Annotated in this window: 20 protein-coding genes and 1 pseudogene; 13 read left to right on the top strand and 8 right to left on the bottom strand. The window is 70.0% G+C overall.

Annotated features, from left to right (window positions below):
- Positions 1 to 14: 14 nt before the first annotated feature.
- The 3 genes from ACFTE1_RS22570 to ACFTE1_RS22560 all read right to left on the bottom strand — a co-directional run bounded on the left by ACFTE1_RS22570 (position 15) and on the right by ACFTE1_RS22560 (position 2,310).
- Positions 15 to 464 (bottom strand): PTS sugar transporter subunit IIA, encoded by a 450-nt coding sequence (locus ACFTE1_RS22570; protein WP_380619160.1) that lies wholly within the window; start codon positions 462 to 464, stop codon positions 15 to 17.
- A 16-nt stretch (positions 465 to 480) separates the two neighbouring features.
- Entirely contained in the window at positions 481 to 711 is a 231-nt protein-coding gene (locus ACFTE1_RS22565) for a glucose PTS transporter subunit EIIB (RefSeq protein ID WP_380619162.1), read from the bottom strand.
- A gap of 234 nt (positions 712 to 945) precedes the next feature.
- The gene (locus tag ACFTE1_RS22560; RefSeq protein ID WP_380619164.1) at positions 946 to 2,310 is read right to left on the bottom strand and encodes a PTS transporter subunit EIIC; all 1,365 of its coding nucleotides are present in this window, start codon (positions 2,308 to 2,310) and stop codon (positions 946 to 948) included.
- 359 nt (positions 2,311 to 2,669) lie between these two features.
- Here ACFTE1_RS22560 and ACFTE1_RS22555 point away from each other — a divergent pair, with 359 nt between their 5' ends.
- The 4 genes from ACFTE1_RS22555 (at position 2,670) to ACFTE1_RS22540 (ending at position 5,940) form a co-directional block, all read left to right on the top strand.
- Positions 2,670 to 4,925 carry a DEAD/DEAH box helicase gene (locus tag ACFTE1_RS22555; RefSeq protein WP_380619166.1) on the top strand — a complete coding sequence of 752 codons (2,256 nt, stop codon included), beginning with the start codon at positions 2,670 to 2,672 and terminating at the stop codon, positions 4,923 to 4,925.
- A 76-nt stretch (positions 4,926 to 5,001) separates the two neighbouring features.
- Entirely contained in the window at positions 5,002 to 5,187 is a 186-nt protein-coding gene (locus ACFTE1_RS22550; protein WP_380619168.1) for a hypothetical protein, read from the top strand.
- 70 nt (positions 5,188 to 5,257) lie between these two features.
- Positions 5,258 to 5,554: an ArsR/SmtB family transcription factor gene (locus ACFTE1_RS22545; RefSeq protein ID WP_380619170.1), complete on the top strand. Its 297-nt coding sequence runs from the start codon at positions 5,258 to 5,260 to the stop codon at positions 5,552 to 5,554.
- The gene (locus ACFTE1_RS22540) at positions 5,551 to 5,940 is read left to right on the top strand and encodes a VOC family protein (RefSeq protein WP_380619172.1); all 390 of its coding nucleotides are present in this window, start codon (positions 5,551 to 5,553) and stop codon (positions 5,938 to 5,940) included. Before ACFTE1_RS22545 ends, ACFTE1_RS22540 begins: the two co-directional genes overlap by 4 nt.
- Before the next feature lie 133 nt (positions 5,941 to 6,073).
- On the opposite strand, the gene ACFTE1_RS22535 is transcribed toward ACFTE1_RS22540, so the two are convergent.
- A complete protein-coding gene (locus ACFTE1_RS22535; protein WP_380619174.1) occupies positions 6,074 to 6,667 on the bottom strand; it encodes an FABP family protein in 594 nt (197 codons plus the stop codon).
- A gap of 262 nt (positions 6,668 to 6,929) precedes the next feature.
- Between ACFTE1_RS22535 and ACFTE1_RS22530 the strand changes: the two genes are divergently transcribed.
- The 7 genes from ACFTE1_RS22530 to ACFTE1_RS22500 all read left to right on the top strand — a co-directional run bounded on the left by ACFTE1_RS22530 (position 6,930) and on the right by ACFTE1_RS22500 (position 13,267).
- Entirely contained in the window at positions 6,930 to 7,721 is a 792-nt protein-coding gene (locus tag ACFTE1_RS22530; RefSeq protein ID WP_380619176.1) for an HAD-IIA family hydrolase, read from the top strand.
- Between the two features lie 49 nt (positions 7,722 to 7,770).
- On the top strand, positions 7,771 to 7,998 hold the full coding sequence (locus ACFTE1_RS22525; protein ID WP_380619320.1) for a DUF3263 domain-containing protein: 228 nt from the start codon (positions 7,771 to 7,773) through the stop codon (positions 7,996 to 7,998).
- A gap of 292 nt (positions 7,999 to 8,290) precedes the next feature.
- Positions 8,291 to 8,560 carry a metal-sensitive transcriptional regulator gene (locus ACFTE1_RS22520; protein WP_380619178.1) on the top strand — a complete coding sequence of 90 codons (270 nt, stop codon included), beginning with the start codon at positions 8,291 to 8,293 and terminating at the stop codon, positions 8,558 to 8,560.
- Positions 8,561 to 8,781: 221 nt separating this feature from the next.
- Positions 8,782 to 9,393, top strand: a complete 612-nt coding sequence (locus ACFTE1_RS22515) for a rhodanese-like domain-containing protein (protein WP_380619180.1) — start codon at positions 8,782 to 8,784, stop codon at positions 9,391 to 9,393.
- Positions 9,390 to 11,039, top strand: coding sequence for a SulP family inorganic anion transporter (locus ACFTE1_RS22510; protein ID WP_380619182.1), 1,650 nt, complete (start codon positions 9,390 to 9,392; stop codon positions 11,037 to 11,039). The genes ACFTE1_RS22515 and ACFTE1_RS22510 overlap by 4 nt, the downstream gene beginning before the upstream one ends.
- Complete coding sequence (locus tag ACFTE1_RS22505; protein ID WP_380619184.1) at positions 11,036 to 12,409, top strand: rhodanese-like domain-containing protein; 1,374 nt, start codon at positions 11,036 to 11,038, stop codon at positions 12,407 to 12,409. The genes ACFTE1_RS22510 and ACFTE1_RS22505 overlap by 4 nt, the downstream gene beginning before the upstream one ends.
- A gap of 60 nt (positions 12,410 to 12,469) precedes the next feature.
- On the top strand, positions 12,470 to 13,267 hold the full coding sequence (locus ACFTE1_RS22500) for a DUF1963 domain-containing protein (protein ID WP_380619186.1): 798 nt from the start codon (positions 12,470 to 12,472) through the stop codon (positions 13,265 to 13,267).
- Positions 13,268 to 13,310: 43 nt separating this feature from the next.
- Here the strand turns inward: ACFTE1_RS22500 and ACFTE1_RS22495 are convergent, their stop codons facing one another.
- From ACFTE1_RS22495 to mdh, 4 genes are all read right to left on the bottom strand, one after another.
- Positions 13,311 to 14,357, bottom strand: a complete 1,047-nt coding sequence (locus ACFTE1_RS22495; RefSeq protein WP_380619188.1) for an SUKH-4 family immunity protein — start codon at positions 14,355 to 14,357, stop codon at positions 13,311 to 13,313.
- A gap of 29 nt (positions 14,358 to 14,386) precedes the next feature.
- Entirely contained in the window at positions 14,387 to 15,607 is a 1,221-nt protein-coding gene (locus ACFTE1_RS22490; RefSeq protein WP_380619190.1) for an APC family permease, read from the bottom strand.
- Entirely contained in the window at positions 15,604 to 16,386 is a 783-nt protein-coding gene (locus ACFTE1_RS22485) for a phosphatase PAP2 family protein (RefSeq protein WP_380619192.1), read from the bottom strand. Before ACFTE1_RS22485 ends, ACFTE1_RS22490 begins: the two co-directional genes overlap by 4 nt.
- Positions 16,387 to 16,670: 284 nt before the next feature.
- On the bottom strand, positions 16,671 to 17,621 hold the full coding sequence (mdh, locus tag ACFTE1_RS22480; protein ID WP_380619194.1) for a malate dehydrogenase: 951 nt from the start codon (positions 17,619 to 17,621) through the stop codon (positions 16,671 to 16,673).
- 231 nt (positions 17,622 to 17,852) lie between these two features.
- On the opposite strand from mdh, the gene ACFTE1_RS22475 reads away from it, so the two are divergent.
- Both ACFTE1_RS22475 and ACFTE1_RS22470 read left to right on the top strand, forming a co-directional pair.
- The gene (locus ACFTE1_RS22475; RefSeq protein WP_380619196.1) at positions 17,853 to 18,617 is read left to right on the top strand and encodes a sulfite exporter TauE/SafE family protein; all 765 of its coding nucleotides are present in this window, start codon (positions 17,853 to 17,855) and stop codon (positions 18,615 to 18,617) included.
- A gap of 95 nt (positions 18,618 to 18,712) precedes the next feature.
- Positions 18,713 to 18,907 (top strand): annotated as a pseudogene (locus ACFTE1_RS22470) (P1 family peptidase); the annotation flags it as partial.
- Positions 18,908 to 18,991 lie beyond the last annotated feature (84 nt).

The following is an 18,991-nucleotide window of genomic DNA, read 5'->3' as shown; positions in this document are numbered from 1 at the left end:
GTGTGTGTTGGGTGCTACTGCCAGGCGAAGAGCGCGTCTCCGGCGGAGACCGCGCCCGAGGCCTGGTCGGTGATGGACTCCGGCTTGCCGTCGAGCGCCACGACCGGGCAGATCGTGTCCTTCCCGCCCTCTGCTACGGCAACCGGGTTCCAGGTGACGATGTCCTGTCCGGCCTCGACGACCGCTCCCTCCTCGACGTGGAGCTCGAAGCCCTCGCCGTGGAGTTCTACGGTGTCGATGCCCAGGTGGACCAGGACGCCCCGCCCGTCCTCGCCGGTGACGACGTAGGCGTGCGGGTGGAGCTTGGTGACGGTGCCGCCGATGGCGGCCACCGCGGTGATTCGGGGCTCGGCGACCGGCTTGACCGCCAGCCCCGGGCCGACGAAGCCCTGCGCGAAGACCGGGTCGGAGACCTGGTCCATGCTCACGATTTCGCCGGCCACGGGAGCTAGAACGTTGACCATTGCTTATCCGTCTCGCTTACTGGAGGTCTTCGATGTCGGAGGCGATGTTGTCGGCCTCGGGGCCGACGACGACCTGCACGACGTTGCCCGACTTCATGACACCGTAGGCTCCGGCGGCCTTGAGGGCGGCCTCGTCGACGGCGTCGGCGTCCTTGACCTCGGTGCGGAGGCGAGTGGCGCAGGGCTCCAGGTCCTCGATGTTGTCGAGCCCGCCCAGGCCCTTGACGATGGCTTCAGCGTCTGCCATTTCTCTTCCCTTCATGAGTGGGGTGTTGTACCCGTTTACCAGCGTAGATCGCGCGAAGTGAGGGTGAGGCCCGTTTGCGACCCAATACTCACCGCACACGGTCGTGAACTGCCTTGCATCTCCGGAACCCGGCCTCGGGACGGGATTCCGGGAGCGGCGGTTGAGCGAGAAGTCCTCGACATCCGTGCAACAAGCGAGGGCAGGCCCTTGTTCCGGGCCCGCCCTCGATGTCGGCTAGGGTCTGTCCTTCTTGTCCGCGGAGCCGTCTCCGGAGCCTCCGGGCGCCGGAGAGGCGCCCTGGTTCCCGGACTTGGCCGCGGGGGCGTCGCCGTTGTCGTTGTTGCCGTCGAGGGCCTCGCGGCCCGGCGTCGGCAGGTTCATCTTCTTGATGAGGAAGGTGAAGATGACGAAGTAGATCGCGAACATGATCGCGCCGATCACGAAGACCATCAGCGGATTGTGCGTGTTGGACTTGGTGAAGTTGATGACGTAGTCGATCGCTCCCGCCGAGAAGCTGAAGCCTATCTTCACGTTGAACAGATCCGCCAAGAACATCGAGACACCGGTGAGGACCGCGTGGACGCCCAGCAGGACCGGGGCGATGAAGATGAAGGCGAACTCGACCGGCTCGGTGATACCGGTGACGAACGAGGTCAGACCGGTCGCGATCGCGAAGGAGGCGACGGTCTTCTTGTTCTCCGGGCGAGCGGTGACGTAGAAGGCCAGCAGGATCGCGGGAATCGCGAACATCATGATCGGGAAGTAGCCGGCCATGAAGGTGCCCGCGCCGTCCTGTCCGGCGAAGTAGCAGTTCAGGTCGCCGGCAGCGGACTTGCCGTCCACTTCGCAGCCGGGAACGGTGAACCAGACGACGGAGTTGAGGATGTGGTGGAGACCGAAGGGCAGCAGCAGGCGGTTCACGACACCGTAGATGCCGGCGCCGACGCCGCCGTTGTCGGACAGCCAGTCACCGAAGTCCGTGAGCGGGCCGGTGAAGGCCGGCCAGACGAGACCGGCGAAGACACCCAGGAGAAGGGTGGAGGCGGCGGTGACGATCGGAACGAAGCGGCGTCCGCCGAAGAAGGAGAGCCAGGTGGGCAGCTTGATGCGATGGAAACGCTGCCACAGGAGAGCGGCGATGACACCGACGGCCACACCGCCGAGCACGCCGGTCGGGTTCTGGATCCCGAGGTTGAGGATGGGGTCCCCGTCCCCGTTATAGGCGGTGACCGAGTCGGCGATGTCGGAGTCGAAGAACATCTTCATGCTGACTCCGTGGAACACCAGGTAGCCGACGAGTCCGGCGACCGCGGCCGATCCATCGCCCTTCTTGGCGAAACCGAAGGCGATGCCGACGGCGAAGAGGATCGGGAGGTTGTCGAACAGGGCGCTGCCGCCGGCCGAGAACACATCGGCGACATGCTGCATCCAGCCCATACCGCTCAGGCCGGCGAGGCCGTCGCCGCCTAGAAGGTCGTCTTGGCCGAAACGCAGAAGCAGACCTGCCGCGGGCAGGACGGCGATGGGCAACATGAGGCTGCGCCCGAGTCGCTGTGCTACAGCGAGGGCTCCGCCTCCGGATTTAGTGGACGATGCCACGGTCTCCTCCTTGAGTTTTCCGTTCACATCCGGCATGGGCTTGCCGGCACGTATGCGACAGCTTTTCTATCACCCGGCAAAATCCTGCCGCAAACCCGAGAACACTGGACCCCGTCACCGCGAGTAAGGGCATCTGTCGATTATGTGAGAACTGAAATGGAATTTTGGTTGAATTGGTGATTTATGCCCGTGGCAATTTATGGCCCACTTCATATTGATATGTGTCTAAGGTCACTTGGAAACAAACCTAAATGATCAGCTGTGACGACGGTTTTCGAGAACTGCGAACAACGCGCGTGTGTGCTGATACGGGCACCCGTCTGCCCCTCTCCGACGGTCCCCTGAGGCATCATTGAACGATGCGAATCCAGCGCCTGGCGAATACCCTGTGCGGTGACAACCTCACCCATCTCCACACCCTCCCCGCGCGCGCCCCCGAGTCCGCCGACTGGCCCGACTGGGTCGGCGGCCCCCTCGTCGAGACCCTCCGCGCGGCGGGCGTCGACCGGCCATGGCGCCACCAGGCCGAAGCCGCCACCAGCGCGCACGAAGGCCGCGACACCATCACCGCCACCGGGACCGCCTCCGGCAAGAGCCTCACGTACCTCCTACCGACCCTCCAGGCCATCGCCGACGACGAGCACGCCAAGACCCTGTACCTCTCCCCCACCAAGGCGCTCGCCGTCGACCAGGCCCGCGCCGTGACCGCCCTCGACTCGCCCGGCGTCGTCCCCGCCGTCGTCGACGGCGACACCCCCTACACGGAGCGCCGCTGGGCGGCCGCCTACGCCAACGTCGTCTTCACCAACCCCGACCTCCTGCACCACTCCCTCCTCCCCCGCCACCGCCAATGGCGCTCCCTCCTGTCGGGACTGCGCTACATCGTCATCGACGAGACCCACCTCTACCGGGGCGTCTTCGGCGCGCACGTCGCATGGGTCGTGCGCCGGCTGCTGCGCCTGGCCCGCCACTACCACGCCGAACCGGTCGTCATCGCCGCTTCGGCAACGTGCGCCAACCCGGCCGAGTCCCTCGCGACGCTGACGGGCAGGAGCGCGGAGGCCTTCACCGCCGACCGGTCGGGACGCCCCGAGACCACCGTCGCCCTGTCCACGCGCAGCAACGTCGAGATCAACGGCGAGAGCGTCTCCGTCTCGACCATGTCCGAGGCCGCCCGCCTCCTGGCCGACCTCGCGAGCCGCAAGATGCGCACCCTGGTGTTCGTGCCCTCCCGACGCGGCGCCGAAATCGTCGCCTCCGAGACCCGCCACCGCCTCGGCGCCTCGCCCGACGCCGACCACATCGCCGCCTACCGGGCCGGATACCTGCGTGAACACCGCCGCGAACTGGAACGGCGCCTGCGCGACGGCGACCTGCTCGGGCTGGCCACCACCAACGCGCTCGAACTGGGCATCGACATCACCGGGCTCGACGCGGTCGTCCTCTGCGGCTACCCCGGCCGCCTGGCCTCGTTCTGGCAGCAGGTCGGGCGGGCCGGGCGCGGCGACAAGGAAGCGCTGGCCCTGTTCATAGCCAAGGACGACCCTCTCGACACCTACCTGATCCACCACCCCGAACGCCTCATCGACCACCCCGTCGAGGCCAGCGTCTGCGATCCCGCCAACCCCTACGTCATGGCCGGCCACCTCTGCCTGGCCGCCGAGGAGAAGCCGCTGCGCGAGGACGAGCTGTCGGCCCTGGAAGGCGCGGTCGACACCGCCGACGAACTGTGCGCCCGGAAACTGCTGCGCAAGCGGACGGGCGGGCGGTACTACTGGGTCGGCGACGAGCGCCCGGAGGTCAGCCTCCGCGGCGGCGGCCCCGGTGAGGTCGAGATCGCCGAGGCCGACTCCGGCGAGTTGATCGGCACCGTCGACCTCGCCGCCTCCCACCGCCTCGTCCACACCGGCGCGGTCTACGTCCACCAGGGCCGAACCTACCTCGTCGACGAACTCGACCTGGACGACCGGGTCGCGCTCGTGCACCGGGACAACCCGCCGTGGACGACCACCACGCAGGACATCTCCCACTTGGAGATCGTCGAGACCGAGCGCCGCGAGCACCTCGGCGGGCCCGGCGGAGGGGTGACTCTCAACTACGGTTCGGTGGAGGTGACCAGCGCGGTCGTCTCCTACCAGCGGCGGCGCTCGCCGTCGGGGGAGGTCATCGACACCCGTCCGCTGGACCTGCCGCCGCAGGTGCTGGAGACGAAGGCGGTGTGGTGGACCCTGGACGAGCACCTCGTGGCGGACCTGTCCGACCTCGCCGGCTCGCTGCACGCCGCCGAGCACGCGGCCATCGGCCTGCTGCCGCTGGTCGCCACGTGCGACCGGTGGGACATCGGCGGGCTCTCGACCGACCTGCACCCGGACACGGAGCGTCCGACGATCTTCATCTACGACGGCCATCCCGGCGGGGCGGGGATCGCGGCGGCCGGGCACGACGCGATGGAGACCTGGCTGGCGGCCACGAGGGACGCGATCGCCGACTGCGGCTGCGAGTCGGGTTGCCCTTCGTGCATCCACTCCCCGAAGTGCGGCAACGGCAACGATCCTCTGTCGAAGCGCGGCGGCGTGGCAGTTCTCGAACGCATCCTGCGAGCCCAAAACGAGTGAGTTGTATCACTCTCGCCCGCATATTCTCGCTTTTCCTCCCCTAGACTCGGACGCCGATCGACAGAGAGGAAGAACAGTGAAATTCGAACTGACCGTGGAGCTGCCGGAGGACATGGCGAGCGAGCGGCGGGAGAAGGAGCTCTCCCGGATCCTGCGGTACTGGGCCGGCAACATGAAGCACTACGAGCTCGTCGACGGCGACTCGTCGGAGATCTACGACTCCGAGTACCGGCAGGTCGGGACCTGGACGATCTCCGAGTAGTGCGATTACTCTCCCGAGCCTTCCGGTCACCTGTTGACATGCAAGCAATCACTTGCCTATAGTGGTCTGCGTGGCCGATGTGTTCAAAGCCTTGGCCGACTCCACGCGCCGCACGATTCTCGACGAGCTGACCGACCGGAACGGCCAGACGCTCTTCGAGATCTGTGCTCGACTGACCAATAAGCACGGAATCAGCTCGTCTCGCCAGGCCGTGTCGCAGCACCTCCAGGTGCTCGCCGACGCGGGACTGGTCGAGACCAGGCGCGAGGGCCGGTACAAGTACCACTACTTCGACACCCGGCCGCTCGAACCGATCGTCGAGCGGTGGCTGGGAAGAGATCTACACGAGGGAGAGAGATCGACATGAAGGTCCGATGGACGAGCATTCTCGTCGACGACCAGGAGAAGGCCGAGAAGTTCTACACGGAGAAGCTCGGCTTCGTGAAGAAGGAGGACGTCTCGCTCGGTGAGGCCCGGTGGCTGACCGTGGTCTCGCCGGAGAATCCCGACGGTACCGAGATCGTGCTGGAGCCCAGCGGGCACCCGGCGGCCAAGCCGTGGAAGGAGGCCCTCGTCGCCGACGGCATCCCGTACACGCAGTTCGCCGTCGACGACGTGAAGAAGGAGTACGAGCGCCTCCGGGACGCCGGGGTCCACTTCACCCAGGAGCCCGCCGAGATGGGCCCGGTGACCACCGCCGTGTTCGACGACACCTGCGGCAACCTGATCCAGATCGTCCACATGGCCGGCTGAGGGCCGCGCGAAGGCCCGGCGGAACTCCGGCCGAGCCTCTTCGGATCCGCGGCCGATCCGTGAAACGACACGAGCCCACCCGGTGCGCCGGGTGGGCTCGTCGTATGTTCCTAGCCGGAGGACCGCGTGCGCGCTATCCGCCCACGCGGTTGAGCCGCGCGGAGAGGTGCGGGGTCAGCGGGTGGCCCTGAGCGGCCATCTCCACCGCGTACATGAGGGCGCCCTCGACGACGCCGTAGAGGCGCTTCTCGGCCGTGACCTCCTTGGAGTGCGGGCTGCGGACCACCGCGTCGGTGGCCACCTCCCACTGGGTCGTTCCCTTGGCCTGTCCGTAGAACAGCTCCAGGATGCCCGTCGGCTGCGCGATCATGGCCTCGACCTCGGGATTGCCGTTCTCCCCATAGGACACCCGCCAGAAGCCGGTCTCCTTGTTGGCGGGGCGGACGGCCTTCCCCTCGGCGTCCAGCAGCCACGAACGGGCGCGGTACTGCAGGAACGGCCGCCCGTCGTGGAAGAACTCGATCTCCTGCGCGTACATGAAGTCCTCGACGTCCGGGTAGCCGCCTTGGCCCCGGCCGCGCCACAGGCCCACCAGCGGCAGCAGCGGCAGCAGGTCGTCATGCAGTTCCGGACCGGAGCGGAGGTCGTGCGTCTCCTCGTACGGATAGGGGTCCACCGTCTGGAACGTGGAGGCGAACTCCTCGGGGACGGACTTCTCTTCGCTCATCGGTTCCTTCCAATCTTGATCGTCCAGTAGCCCAGCGCCCCGGCCAGGATTCCCGAGGCGACTACGAAAACCGCAGCCAATACCATATCCACGCTCCCCAGCATACTGAGCGGCGGCCTCCACGCGGCGAGACAGCCGATACCCGCGATCGGAGTCCTCTGACCTTCCCGGCGGGTCCGGCGATTGTTACGATCGCCGCTTTCATGTGAACAAATGACGCGGCCGTGCCGGCGCGCCCGCGCGCAATGGCAGACTGGGAGCCATGACTGATGCACCACCTGGACCATTCGACTCCTGGCTTTCGGACATGGACGGAGTCCTCGTTCACGAGGGCGTGCCCGTCCCCGGCGCCAACAAGTTCATCGAGCGACTCCAAGAGGCCGGCAAGCGCTTCCTCGTCCTCACCAACAACTCCATCTACACCCCGCGCGACCTCCAAGTGCGCCTGAAGAACTCGGGCCTCACCATCCCCGAGGAGGCCATCTACACCTCGGCGCTGGCCACCGCCGACTTCCTCCGCAGCCAGCGCCCCGGCGGCTCCGCCTACGTCATCGGCGAGGCCGGGCTGACCACGGCGCTGCACGACATCGACTACATCCTCACCGACTACCGCCCCGACTACGTCGTGCTCGGCGAGACCCGCCGCTACGACTTCGGCTCCATCACCACGGCCGTCCGGCTGATCAAGGACGGCGCCCGGTTCATCTGCACCAACCCCGACGCGACCGGCCCCTCCACCGAGGGCGTCCTGCCGGCCACCGGCGCCGTCGCCGCCATGATCAGCGAGGCGACGGGCAAGACGCCGTACTTCGTCGGCAAGCCGAACCCGCTGATGATGCGCCACGCCCTGCGCAAGCTGCAGGCGCACTCGGAGACGACCATCATGATCGGCGACCGCATGGACACCGACGTCCTCTCCGGACTCGAGGCCGGCCTGTCGACCGTGCTGGTCATGTCGGGGGTGACTGACAGTATGGACGAGGTGGAGAAGTACCCCTTCCGGCCGAACGTCATCAAGGACTCGGTCGCCGACCTGACCGACTGGATCGAGTAGGCCGGACGCGAGGGGCCGACGGCACGATCGAGGAGTGTGCACCGTGGCGATGGGCAAGAGGGAGAAGGCGATCCTGGACTTCGAGGCCCGCTGGTGGCAGGCGGGCGGCAATAAGGTCCAGGCCGTCTCCGACGAGCTGGGCATGAAGCCCGAGGAGTACTTCCAGGCGCTCGCCGCGCTGATCGACGTGCCGGAGGCCGAGGCCCACCGGCCCGAGGTGGTGCGGGCACTGCGGCGCGCCCGCGACCGGAGAAGGGAAGAGGTAGTCGGGGATTGACGCCCGGCTCGGCCGCCGGTTCGGAAGAACACTTCGCCGGGGCTCCCCTGCTGTGTGCGCCCGCTTGCGGCGTGCGCCTCGGAAGCTCTCGTGTCCGTAGGCGCCGCGTCCGGCGTGTTTCCACCCGGGAAGACGGTCTTGTCGCGCGAGAGGGCGCGGCGGCCCGTGCCCGGCGCGTTTCCACCCGGAGTGCCCGTGCGCCGGCATCGTCCGGCGTGAGGGGGCGCCTTCGGCGTCTTGATCCATGCCACAGGACTGGACGATGTATACCCCCAGGGGTATGGTGGTCCGCATGGAGCTGACAGAGAACATGGTGGGCGACTCGCTCACGCGCCTCCGCCGCGCCCACGGGCAGCTGGGCGGCGTCATCGCGATGATCGAGGAGGGAGAGGACTGCAAGAAGGTCCTCACCCAGCTCGCGGCCGTCTCCAAGGCGCTCGACCGGGCCGGCTTCCGCATCGTCGCCTCCGGCCTGCGCCACTGCCAGACCGCGGCAGAGGAGGGCGAGGAGCCCCCGATGACCGCCGAGGAGCTGGAGAAGCTCTTCCTGTCCCTGGCCTGACCGGCCCGCGGTGGCCTCGGCATGCCGGGACCACCGTTTTTCTTTGCTCCACACATACCCCCCGGGGTACTTATATCGCGAACGCCGAGCCTCGGCGCCGGCCTGTGTGAACCCGACCGGGCGCCTCCCCCGGGACTGTCGGGCGCCCGAACCGGGGCACCACCGCATTCCGCACATACCCCCCGGGGTACATGACCAGACGACCGGAAGAGGAAGAACCCATGCCGCACCGCACCATCGACGCCGCGAAACTCCGAACCCTCATCGACGGGGACACCGAACTCCTGCTCCTGGACGTGCGAACACCGCGCGAGTTCCAGTCCGAGCACATCGCCGGCTCCGTCAACGTCCCGCTCGACCAGATCGACGGAAACCTCGACAGCTCCGCCGCGAACGGCGAGACCGGCCTCCTCCGAATGCTCGCCCAGGACGGCCGGAGAACCGTCCTCGTCTGCCGCTCCGGCCGCCGGGCCGTCGACTGCTCCGACAGGCTCGCCCGCGCCGGAATCGAAGACACCGACGTCCTAGAAGGCGGCCTCCAGGCCTGGAACCGGGCCGGCGGCGACGTGGAACGCGGCCGCGGCGGAGCCTGGGACCTCGAACGCCAGGTCCGCTTCACCGCCGGAGCCATTGTCCTCTCCTCCGTCCTCGCCGGCATCGCCTGGCCCCCGGCCTTCGCGCTCGCCGGACTCATCGGCGCGGGCCTCGTCTTCTCCGCCATCACCGACACCTGCGGAATGGGCATGGTCCTCGCGCGCATGCCGTGGAACAAGTCCGCACCCGCCTGCCCCACCCTCCAGACGCCCGCGGAAGGCACCGGGACCGCACGATGACCCGACCGGAGACCGACTACCCGCGCCAGCGGATCGCCGGGCCCTCCCGGCTGCTCCCGCTGCTGGGCTGGTTCCACGACTACCGGCGCCCGCACCTCGCCCGCGACACCGCTGCGGGACTGACCGTCGCGGCCGTCCTGGTGCCGCAGTCGATGGCCTACGCCGCGCTGGCCGGACTGCCGCCCTCCGCCGGCATCCACGCCGCCGTCGTGCCCCTGGCGGCCTACGCCGCCGTGGGCAGCTCGGGAACGGTCTCCATCGGCCCCTCGGCGATCACCGCCATGGTGACGGCCTCCGTCCTGGCCCCGCTCGCCGACGGGTCGCCCGGCCGGTACACCGTCCTGGCCGGCGCCCTGGCACTCCTCGTCGGCGCCGTCCACCTTTTCCTCGGCGCCACCGGACTGAGCTCGGCCACCCGCCTGCTCTCCCGCCCGGTGATCGCCGGATTCACCGCCGCCGCGGCGCTGATCATCGCCGCCGGCCAGATCGGCCCGCTGCTCGGCGCCGCCACCGAACGCGCCGACGCCCTCCCCGGCCTGATCGGGGAAACCGCCTCCGCCGCAGGGGACGTCGACGCCGCGACCGTCGCACTGGCGGCCGGCGCCGTCGCCGCTCTCCTGGCCCTCAAGCGATTCGCGCCCCGCCTGCCGGGCGCCCTCATCGTCATGATCACCGCCGCCACCGCGGCGGCCCTGATCGGACCGGCCGTGGAGACGATCGGCGCCATGGACGTCGGACCGCCGACGCCCTCCGTACCGCTCATCTCCGCCGCCGACCTCGCCGCGCTCCTGCCCGGAGCGCTGACCGTCGCCCTCGTCACCGCCGCCGAGAGCACCGCCACGGCGAACACCCTGGGCTCCAGGACGGGACAGGAACCCGTCCCCCGCCGCGAACTCCTCGGCCTCGGGGCCGCCAACACGGCGGCCGGCCTGTTCGGCGCCTTCCCCGTCTCGGGAGGACTGTCGCGCAGCGCGGTCGCCCACTCGGCGGGAGCCCGCACGCCCGTGGCGTCGCTCGTCGCCGCCGCGGCGGTCCTGCTCCTGGCGATCCCCTTGAGCCCCTGGCTGTCGGGCATTCCCGACGCCGCGCTCGCGGCCATCGTCGTCACCGCGGCGCTCGGCCTGGTCCGTCCGCGTTCGCTCTTCGCCCTGGCCCGCACGGGAAGGCCCGAGGCCCTCGTCCTCGCCACCGCCTTCGCCGCCACCCTCCTCCTCGGAGCGGTACCGGGACTGGCGATCGGAGTGGCCGCCAGCCTCGGCGTCCTCCTCTGGCGGGCCACGAGGCCGCTCGTCTCCGCGAGCGCCTGCGAGTGCGGCGGTTCGACGACCCTGCGGGTGACGGGCCCGCTGTGCTTCGCCAACCGGCAGAAGGTCCGGGAAGCGGTGGACGGGTGCGTCTCCGCGCGCCCGGGCCTGAACCGGATCGACCTGGACCTGGCCGCCGTGCCGTTCATCGACGCCGACGGCGCCGAGCTGCTCGCGGGCATGCGCCGCAGTCTCGGCGAGCGCGGCGTCAGCCTCCGCTTGTCCGCCGCGGACCGCTCCTCGGAGCGCGTCCTCCACCGGTCGGGGCTGGGATCCCTCCTGGCCCCGGCGCCACCGCGAACCGGCCTCGATGCCGGAGAAGAAGAAGGGAAGAGAGCATGATCATCACCCAGTACTACCTGGACTGCCTGTCCCAGGCCACCTACCTCGTCGCCGACGAGTCGACCGGGCGGGCGATCCTCGTCGACCCGCGCCGCGACATCGGGGAGTTCCTCGACGACGCCGCGGAGCGCGGCCTGACCATCGAGGGGGTCGTGAACACCCACTTCCACGCCGACTTCGTCGCCGGGCACCTGGAGACGGCGGCGGCCACCGGCGCCTGGATCGGGTACGGCCGAAGGGCCGAGACGGAGTACCCGGTGCGGCACCTGGCGCACGGGGAGCGGATCGGTCTCGGAGAGGTCGAGCTGGAGGTGTGGGAGACGCCCGGGCACACCCCGGAGTCGATCAGCCTCCTGGTCTACGAGCGGGCCGGGGACGCCGTCCCCTACGGAGTCCTGACGGGGGACGTGCTGTTCAACGGCGATGTCGGCCGTCCGGACCTGCTCGCCTCGGAGGGCGTCACGTCGGACGAGCTGGCGGCCATGCTCTACGACAGCGTGCACAACAGGCTCATGTCGTTGGAGGACGAGGTGCGCGTGTACCCCGCGCACGGCGCCGGCTCGGCGTGCGGGAAGAACCTGCAGGCCGAGGCGTTCTCGACGATCGGCGTGCAGCGGACGGTGAACTACGCGTGCCGTCCGATGCCGGAGGAGGAGTTCGTCGAGCTGGTGACGTCCGGGCAGCCGGCCGCTCCCGGGTACTTCGGCTACGACGCCGCGATGAACAAGGCCGACCGGAACCTGCTGGACTTGGAGGTCACCGCCCGTCCGCTTTCGGCGGAGGAGGTCTCGCGGGCGCGCCTGGACGGGGCCGTCGTCGTCGACGCGCGGTCTCCCGGGGACTTCGCGGCGGCGCACCTGGCCGGGTCGGTGAACATTCCGGCGGAGGGCCGCTTCGCCGAGACCGCCGGCTCGGTGCTCTCTCCCGGGGACACGGTCGTGGTCATGGCTCCGGAGGGGGTCGGCGAGGAGACCGTCATGCGTTTGGGGCGCATCGGTTTCGACAATGTCGCCGGTTACGCCGCCGACTCCGGCGCGGTCCTCGCCGCCTCGACGGAGGTGGAGAGGAGCGAGCGGATCGGTGCCGACGTGCTGCGCGGCCTTCTGGAGCGGGCCGAGGCGCCGGTCGTCGTGGACGTCCGCAGTGCCGGCGAGCGCGAGCAGGGGTTCATCGACGGTTCGGTGCACATTCCGCTCGCCGAGCTGACCTCGCGGCTCGACGAGGTGCCGGAGGGCCGTCCCGTCGTGGTGCACTGCGCCGGCGGGTACCGGTCGACCGTGGCCGCCAGCCTGCTGCGCCGTCGGCACGGTGGTGAGGTGACCGACCTGCTCGGAGGGTACGGCGCCTGGGCCTCCGCCGAGGCGGCCTAGCATGCGGAACCCCTCCGCGTCCGTGATCGGGGAGTTGCGCCGTGTGGTTAGAGTGGCCCCATGACGCACTCCCCCATACATATCGCCATGAACGACAAGCTGTCCCCCGACGTGCGCGAGGCCGTCTCGAAGCTCGTCAGGCCCGCGATCCGCCTGAAGCACGCCGAGGACGGGGACACCGTCGTCGGGCAGCTCGGCGGCGGCGCGCTGCTGCCGGACGACTTCACCTGGCCCCGCAACGACTACGGCCCCTACTACCACCTGGGGTCCTTCGACCTGTCCCTGCTTCCCGAGACCGACCTCCGCCTCCCCCGCTCCGGCCGCCTGGTCTTCTTCGGCGACCCCGAGGGCACCGACGGCTCCGTCCACTACCTGGGGCCCGACGTCGAGCTCGCGGAGACTCCCCCGCCCGGCGACTTCGTCTCCTGGGGTCCCCATCCGCACCGCAGTCCCGTGGCCGCCGGACTGGTCGACACGCTCAAGCTCGGTTACGACTTCGCGGCCGGGGACCTCGCGGGCCCCTTCGAGCGGGACGAGGACGCCGTGGACGACGAGCTACAGGACCTGGCCGACGCCACCGGGACCATCGCCCCTCAGTCGCACCGGATCGGCGGCTATGCCGACGAGATCCAGGGCGGCAGGGACATGGGCGCCCTGCCCGACGACGAGGGGGCCGCGTCCGCGCTGTCGCGGCCGCCCGCCGAGGACGACGGGTACGTCCTGCTGGCGCAGTTCGACTCCGATGCCGACGCCGGCTTCGGCTGGGGCGACATGGGCATCTTCTACTTCTTCATCGGCTTCGACGATCTGAGGGCCCGCCGCTTCGAGAAGGCTGAAGGCTACTGGGAGTGCTTCTAGCACTCCGGTCGCGCGGGGCGTCGCCCGGTCGCTGGATCGGCCGTCATGAGGTTGGAAAGACCCGCGGCCACCAGTACGACGGGTGTTCGAAGGCGATCGGGTCGATGTCCCGCAGGGCGTCCGTCAGGGCCTCGTACTGGTCCCCGGTCAGGTCGGCGCTGCCGGCCCTCCGGGAGGCCAGCTCGATCTCGCCGAGGAAGTCGGCGAAGGCGGCGAGGTTGGCGTTGACGCCCGAGATCTCCTTCGTCTCCCGGTGGAAGTGGAGGATCTCGCCCCTCTCCGGATCGAGGACGTAGAGCAGGTCCGGAGCGTCGGGGACGAAGCCGAGGACGAGGAGGCGGATGTCCATATCGGTCCCTGGTGCGGAGAGTTCGAGCATACAGAAGGGCGCCAGAGGGGCGGCGACCTCGGCCGAGAAGTACTCGCCCACGCGGCGGGGCAGGGTGTCCGCGGCGGGAATCGTGTCCTCGGGCAGTCCGAGGCCGAGGAGCTTCTCGCGCGGGTACTCGATGAGGCCGCCGGGTTCCCAGAACTCCGCTGACCGGTAGTCCACGAGCCCTTGGAGCTCGCCCTTCATGGTCATGACGGCGACGCTCCACCAGGACTCGGGGTCTTCCAGGGCCGCGGGGTCGAGGTCCCGGAAGCGCCGTTCGAGGGCGAGGGCCCTCTCGGGCCGGGTGTCGCCGCCCCGGTCGGCGTCGATGAACAGCCCCAATTCGCGCAGGAACTCGCTGAAGGACCGCAGCGAGGAGTTGACGAGTTCCATGCTCTGCTCGGCGGGGTTGATCAGGAGGACCTCGCCGGTGTCGGCGTCCACGGTGAAGAGCAGGTCGGGGTCCTCGGTGACGGTCCCGACGACGATGAGCGTCTGGTCCTCGTCGGAGTCCTCGTACCGGAGGGCGATGCGGGCACCGAACTCGAACTGCCCGCGCGCCTCGGCGGTGAAGAAGACCGAGAGTTCGGCGGGGAGGAGCGGCACGTCGGGCCAGGCTTCGGGCGGCGCGGCGGTCTCGGCGGCCCAGGCGGCCGCGGGGAACTCGACGGTATTGTCGGCGCCCCAGGCTTGGAGTAGTTCGTTTCGCGAAGTCACACAACCGAAGGTAGGGGCTCGCCGCAACCTCAGGGCGCGACCGTCCGGCTCCGGGAGCGGAGGGCGTAGACGCCGACTCCGAGCAGGAGGACCGCCAGCCCGGAGAGCGCCGAAGCGGGCGGCAGGCTCGCGGCGACCACCAGGCATCCGGCGGCTCCGAGGTACGGCGTGATCCGCTTGCGGTCCAGGGTGCTCGCCGAAGCGTTGGTGATCGCGTAGTAGACCAGGACGCAGAACGACGAGAAGCCTATGGCCCCCACCATGTCGAAGGCCGCGATGACGGCGACGGCCGTGGCCGACGCGGCCGCCTCGGCCGCCCAAGGGACCGCGAACCGCTGCGAGACCCGTGAGAAGGCCTTCGGCAGCCAACCGTCCCGCGCCATGGCGAGCGCCGTGCGCCCCATGCCGGCCAGCAGCGAGAGCAGGACGCCGGTGGCGGCGACGGCGGCCCCGAGGGCGATGATCGGCGTCAGCGCCGGGTTGACGGCCGCGGCCACGGCGGCGAGCGCGGTGGGCGACTGCGACAGCGCCCGCGATCCGAGCACGTGCAGTGCGGTGGCCGCGATGAGCAGGTAGATCGCGACGGTCATGAGCAGCGCGATGGGAATGGCCCGCGGAATGGTCCACTGTGGCCGTTTTACCTCCTCGCCCAGGGTGGCCAGCCGCGCGTAGCCGGCGAAGGCGAAGAAGATGAGCCCGGCGGCCGTCAGCACCCCCCACGGGTCGGTGTCGGTGAGGTTGTCGCGGTACCCGGGCACCGTCCAGCCGGTGAAGACGATCGCGGCCAGCACCGCGAGCGTGACGGCGAGGAAGACGACGGCCGCGGCGGCCGTCTTCTTGATGCCCAGGAGGTTGACCGCCAGGAGCACCAGGACGGCGAGGACCGCGATGGGCTTGTCGTACTCGGGCCAGAGGTAGGTGGAGACGGTCAGCGCCATGGCGGCGGCGGAGGCGCTCTTCCCGGTCAGGAACGCCCATCCGGCGAGGAACCCGGGGAACGGCCCGAGTCGCCGCGTCCCGTAGACGTAGGTGCCGCCCGACTGGGGGTAGAGGGCCGCGAGGCGGGCCGAGGAGTCGGCGTTGGCGTAAGCGACGGCCGCGGCGATTCCGAGCGCGGCCAGCAGGCCTGTCGCCGATCCGGCGGCGGCCGTGGCCGGCCCCCAGACGGTGAAGGCGCCCGCCCCGATCATGGCCGCCAGGCCGATGGCGATGGCCCCCGGGAGGCCGAGCTCGCGGCGGAGCGGGGTCACAGGTACTTCCGTTCGGGTTCCATCAGCGGGGGCAGGGGCAGGCGGGTCCACGGGACGCGCTGCACGAGGCGGAGGATGATCCCGCCCATGAGCATGCCGGCGGGGATGTCCCAGAACCAGTGGTAGTTCAGGCCGAGCATGCCGATGGTGGCGGTGACGGGCGGGACGAGCACGATGGCCTTGCGCAGCCAGGGCTTGAGCAGGGGGCCGGCGCAGAAGACGATCATGCCGCACCAGACGATCGTGTTCAGGGCGTGGCCGGAGGGGTAGGAGTTGGCGGGGAACAGGTCCTGGAAGAGCGTCGCGTGGTCGGGGTCGACATACGGCATGGACTCGCCGCAGCGGCCGGGCTCGGGGCCGTCGAGGCCGCAGCGCGGGGCCGGCCGGTCGGTGGCCCACTTGAACGGGGCGAGGAAGCCCATGAGGATGTAGCCGCCGACCCACGCGACCAGGGGGCGGACCGTGGAGAAGCGGTAGGAGACGAGGCCGGCCACGGCCAGGGAGGCGCCGCCGAGGATGCCGCCCTGTCCGGTCCAGACGATGGTCCGGTACACCCACCAGGCCCATGTCGGGGTGTTCTCGGCGAAGAAGTCGCGGACGGCGACGTCCTGGCGGACGAGGAGGGTCGGTTCCACCAGCGCGGCGGTGATGGCGATCAGCAGGGCCAGCATGACGATGTCCGGCACCCATGACCGCGGGGGGAAGGGGATGTACGGCCGCCACGGCGCTGTCGAGGAGCCTGCCAGGCGGCGGAAGAGTCGGTCGAGCACGGCGATCACGGTGTCAAGACTAGCGAGTGGGGCAGGCCCCGGAGGCAGGGTCGAGTCCGTATGTGAGGCCGGGGAGGTAGCGCCTTTGAACCCGATTGGAGCCGCCGAGCGCTTGCGCTACGGCGGCGTTAGCGCTGGAAGGAGCTCAGGTGTGCTGAGGTGCGTGAGATCGTGCCGATCTCGGGGCCCGATAGGGCTTCCGGCCCATCGGGCCTCGAGATCGGTGCGAGCAGCGTATCCCAGGCCGCCTCCGGCAGCTCGTGCCTCAGCGCAGCTGAGCGTTCACCCGCCTGCTACAGGTTGGCGACGTCGGCCTGCTTGGCGCGGACGGCCTCGGCGGCCTCCTTCAGGTTCGCCAGCTCGTCGTCGGTCAGCGGGGTCTCGACGACCTCCTTGACGCCCTCGGCGCCGATCTTGGCGGTGACGCCCAGGTAGACGTCCGAGATGCCGTACTGGCCCTCGACCCACGCGCAGACCGGCATGACGTCGCCGGAGTCCTCGGCGACGGCCTTGGCCATGCGGGCGGCGGCGGCGGACGGGGCGTAGTAGGCCGAACCGGTCTTGAGCAGCGCCACGACCTCGGCGCCGCCATTGCGGGTCTTGGTGACCAGCTCTTCGACCTTCTCGGCGGAGAGCATGTCCGTCAGCGGCTTGCCGTCGACGGAGGACTGGCTCGGGACCGGGACCATGGTGTCGCCGTGCGAGCCCAGGGTCAGGGTCTTGACGGACTTGACCGGGACGTCGAGCTCCTCGGCCACGAAGTTGGTGAACCGGGCGGTGTCCAGCATGCCGGCCTGGCCGAGGACGCGGTTCTTGGGGAAGTCCGAGGCGATCGACGCCAGGGCGGTCATCTCGTCGAGCGGGTTGGACACGACGATGATGACGGCGTTCGGGGACTTGGCCACGATGTTCTCGGTCACCGAGCGGACGATCTTGGCGTTGACCTCGAGGAGGTCCATGCGGCTCATGCCGGGCTTGCGGGGGAGACCGGCGGTGATCACGACGATGTCCGAGCCGGCGGTGGCCTCGTAGCCGTTGCCCTCGGCGTCGGTGGTGGCGCCCACGACGGTCGTCTCGAAGCCCTCGACGGGGCGCGACTGGTTCATGTCCAGCGCGAGGCCCTCGGGCTTGCCCTCGACGATGTCGGTCAGCACGACCGAGTCGAAGACGTCGAACTCGGCGAGGCGCTGAGCGGTGGTGGAGCCGTAGAATCCGGCGCCTACGACGGTGACTTTCTTACCCATTTTGTGCTCCCATTCTTGGTGCTTCTCTGCACAGTAGGCGGTGGGAGCCGGGAGCTCCCCCTTCCCAACCTATGACTGCGGTCATGCAGTGGAGCAGGAGGGTACGCGCGGGATGGCGAAAGTCTCGCAGTCGCGACCGCCGCTCACGGGGCGGCCGCGGGGTTCGCGCTGCATACCCGGTTGCTAACCTGGACGGGCACCGGACCTCCCCCCGCCCGTAAGGATCCCCCGATGGTCACCCTTCTCGTCAGCTTCGTCGGCGGTCTCTCCGCCCAGGCGCTCAACGGAGCCCTGGGGCTCGGGTTCGGCGCGGTGGCGATGACGGTCCTCCTGGGCGCCGGCATCACCCCCCTGATCGCGAGCGCGACGGTGAACGTCGCCGCCGCCGGGGCCGGGGTCGCCGGTGGCCTGGCGCACTGGCGGTTCGGCAATCTGCACTGGGGCCTGACCTGGCGTCTTGCCATGCCGGGCGCCGTGGGCGGCTTCCTGGGCGCCTCCGCCCTCTCCCATCTGGCCGTCGCGACGACCGCGCCGGTGACCGCCCTGGTCCTCATGGCGTTGGGCGGGTTCATCATCGTCCGTTTCAGCCGAGGGGTCCCCGAGGGCCGGCGGCAGCGCCTGGGCTGGGCCTGGCCCGCCGGGGTCGTCGGCGGTCTCGTCAACGGCCTGGGCGGCATGGGCTGGGGCCCGGTGGCGACGTCGACGGTCCTGCTCGGCTCCGGTCTGGCGCCCGCGCAGGTGGTCGCGTCCGTCTCCACCGCGCGCGCCGCGGTGGCGCTGTCGGTGGTCGGCGGTTTCTGGTGGTCGCTGTCCAGCACCCTGGCCGTCCTGTGGCCGATCGCCCTCGGGCTGGTCCTCGGCGGCGCGCTCATGGCGCCGTTCGCCGCGTGGATCGCCAAGAGGCTCCCTCCAGCCCGCCTGGGGATCGCCGTGGGCGCGACCCTCATCGCGGTGAACGGCTTTCTGCTGGCCATGGAGTGCGGTCTGGTCCTCTGAGGCCGAGTGCCGGGTCGGACCGGCCCGCCTCGTCGCCGCCGGTCCGCTGAAGGCGGTGGAGGACGGTCGGGCCCGGTGGGACTATCGTGGGTTCTATGGATCTCCGCGAGCACCAGGGTTTCCGCGTCGGGCACTGGACCGGCGAGCGCAGCGGCTGCACGGCGGTCGTGTTCGACGAGCCGGCCGTGGCCTCGGGCGAGGTGCGCGGCGGCGCTCCGGCAGAGCGCGAGTTCGAGCTGCTGGACCCCTCGCGGGCCAACAACGGGATCGACGCCGTCGTCCTCGGCGGCGGGTCGGTGTTCGGCCTGGCGGCGGCCGACGGCGCGGTCAGGTACCTCGCCGAGCGGGGGTCGCGGGGTTCGCTTCGGGCCGGC

The sequence above is a fragment of the Salininema proteolyticum genome (genome assembly GCF_042685645.1).
In the GTDB taxonomy this organism is placed as follows: domain Bacteria; phylum Actinomycetota; class Actinomycetes; order Mycobacteriales; family Micromonosporaceae; genus Salininema; species Salininema proteolyticum.
Note: the sequence above shows the minus strand (reverse complement) of the source record. Positions and strands in the feature narration are given on the sequence as shown.

Coding starts and splice junctions, on each gene's coding strand:
- ACFTE1_RS22570 (WP_380619160.1), bottom strand. CDS start 464: ATGGTCAACGTTCTAGCTCCCGTGGCCGGCGAAATCGTGAGCATGGAC.
- ACFTE1_RS22565 (WP_380619162.1), bottom strand. CDS start 711: ATGGCAGACGCTGAAGCCATCGTCAAGGGCCTGGGCGGGCTCGACAAC.
- ACFTE1_RS22555 (WP_380619166.1), top strand. CDS start 2,670: ATGCGAATCCAGCGCCTGGCGAATACCCTGTGCGGTGACAACCTCACC.
- ACFTE1_RS22540 (WP_380619172.1), top strand. CDS start 5,551: ATGAAGGTCCGATGGACGAGCATTCTCGTCGACGACCAGGAGAAGGCC.
- ACFTE1_RS22535 (WP_380619174.1), bottom strand. CDS start 6,667: ATGAGCGAAGAGAAGTCCGTCCCCGAGGAGTTCGCCTCCACGTTCCAG.
- ACFTE1_RS22530 (WP_380619176.1), top strand. CDS start 6,930: ATGACTGATGCACCACCTGGACCATTCGACTCCTGGCTTTCGGACATG.
- ACFTE1_RS22525 (WP_380619320.1), top strand. CDS start 7,771: ATGGGCAAGAGGGAGAAGGCGATCCTGGACTTCGAGGCCCGCTGGTGG.
- ACFTE1_RS22520 (WP_380619178.1), top strand. CDS start 8,291: ATGGAGCTGACAGAGAACATGGTGGGCGACTCGCTCACGCGCCTCCGC.
- ACFTE1_RS22515 (WP_380619180.1), top strand. CDS start 8,782: ATGCCGCACCGCACCATCGACGCCGCGAAACTCCGAACCCTCATCGAC.
- ACFTE1_RS22510 (WP_380619182.1), top strand. CDS start 9,390: ATGACCCGACCGGAGACCGACTACCCGCGCCAGCGGATCGCCGGGCCC.
- ACFTE1_RS22505 (WP_380619184.1), top strand. CDS start 11,036: ATGATCATCACCCAGTACTACCTGGACTGCCTGTCCCAGGCCACCTAC.
- ACFTE1_RS22500 (WP_380619186.1), top strand. CDS start 12,470: ATGACGCACTCCCCCATACATATCGCCATGAACGACAAGCTGTCCCCC.
- mdh (WP_380619194.1), bottom strand. CDS start 17,621: ATGGGTAAGAAAGTCACCGTCGTAGGCGCCGGATTCTACGGCTCCACC.
- ACFTE1_RS22475 (WP_380619196.1), top strand. CDS start 17,853: ATGGTCACCCTTCTCGTCAGCTTCGTCGGCGGTCTCTCCGCCCAGGCG.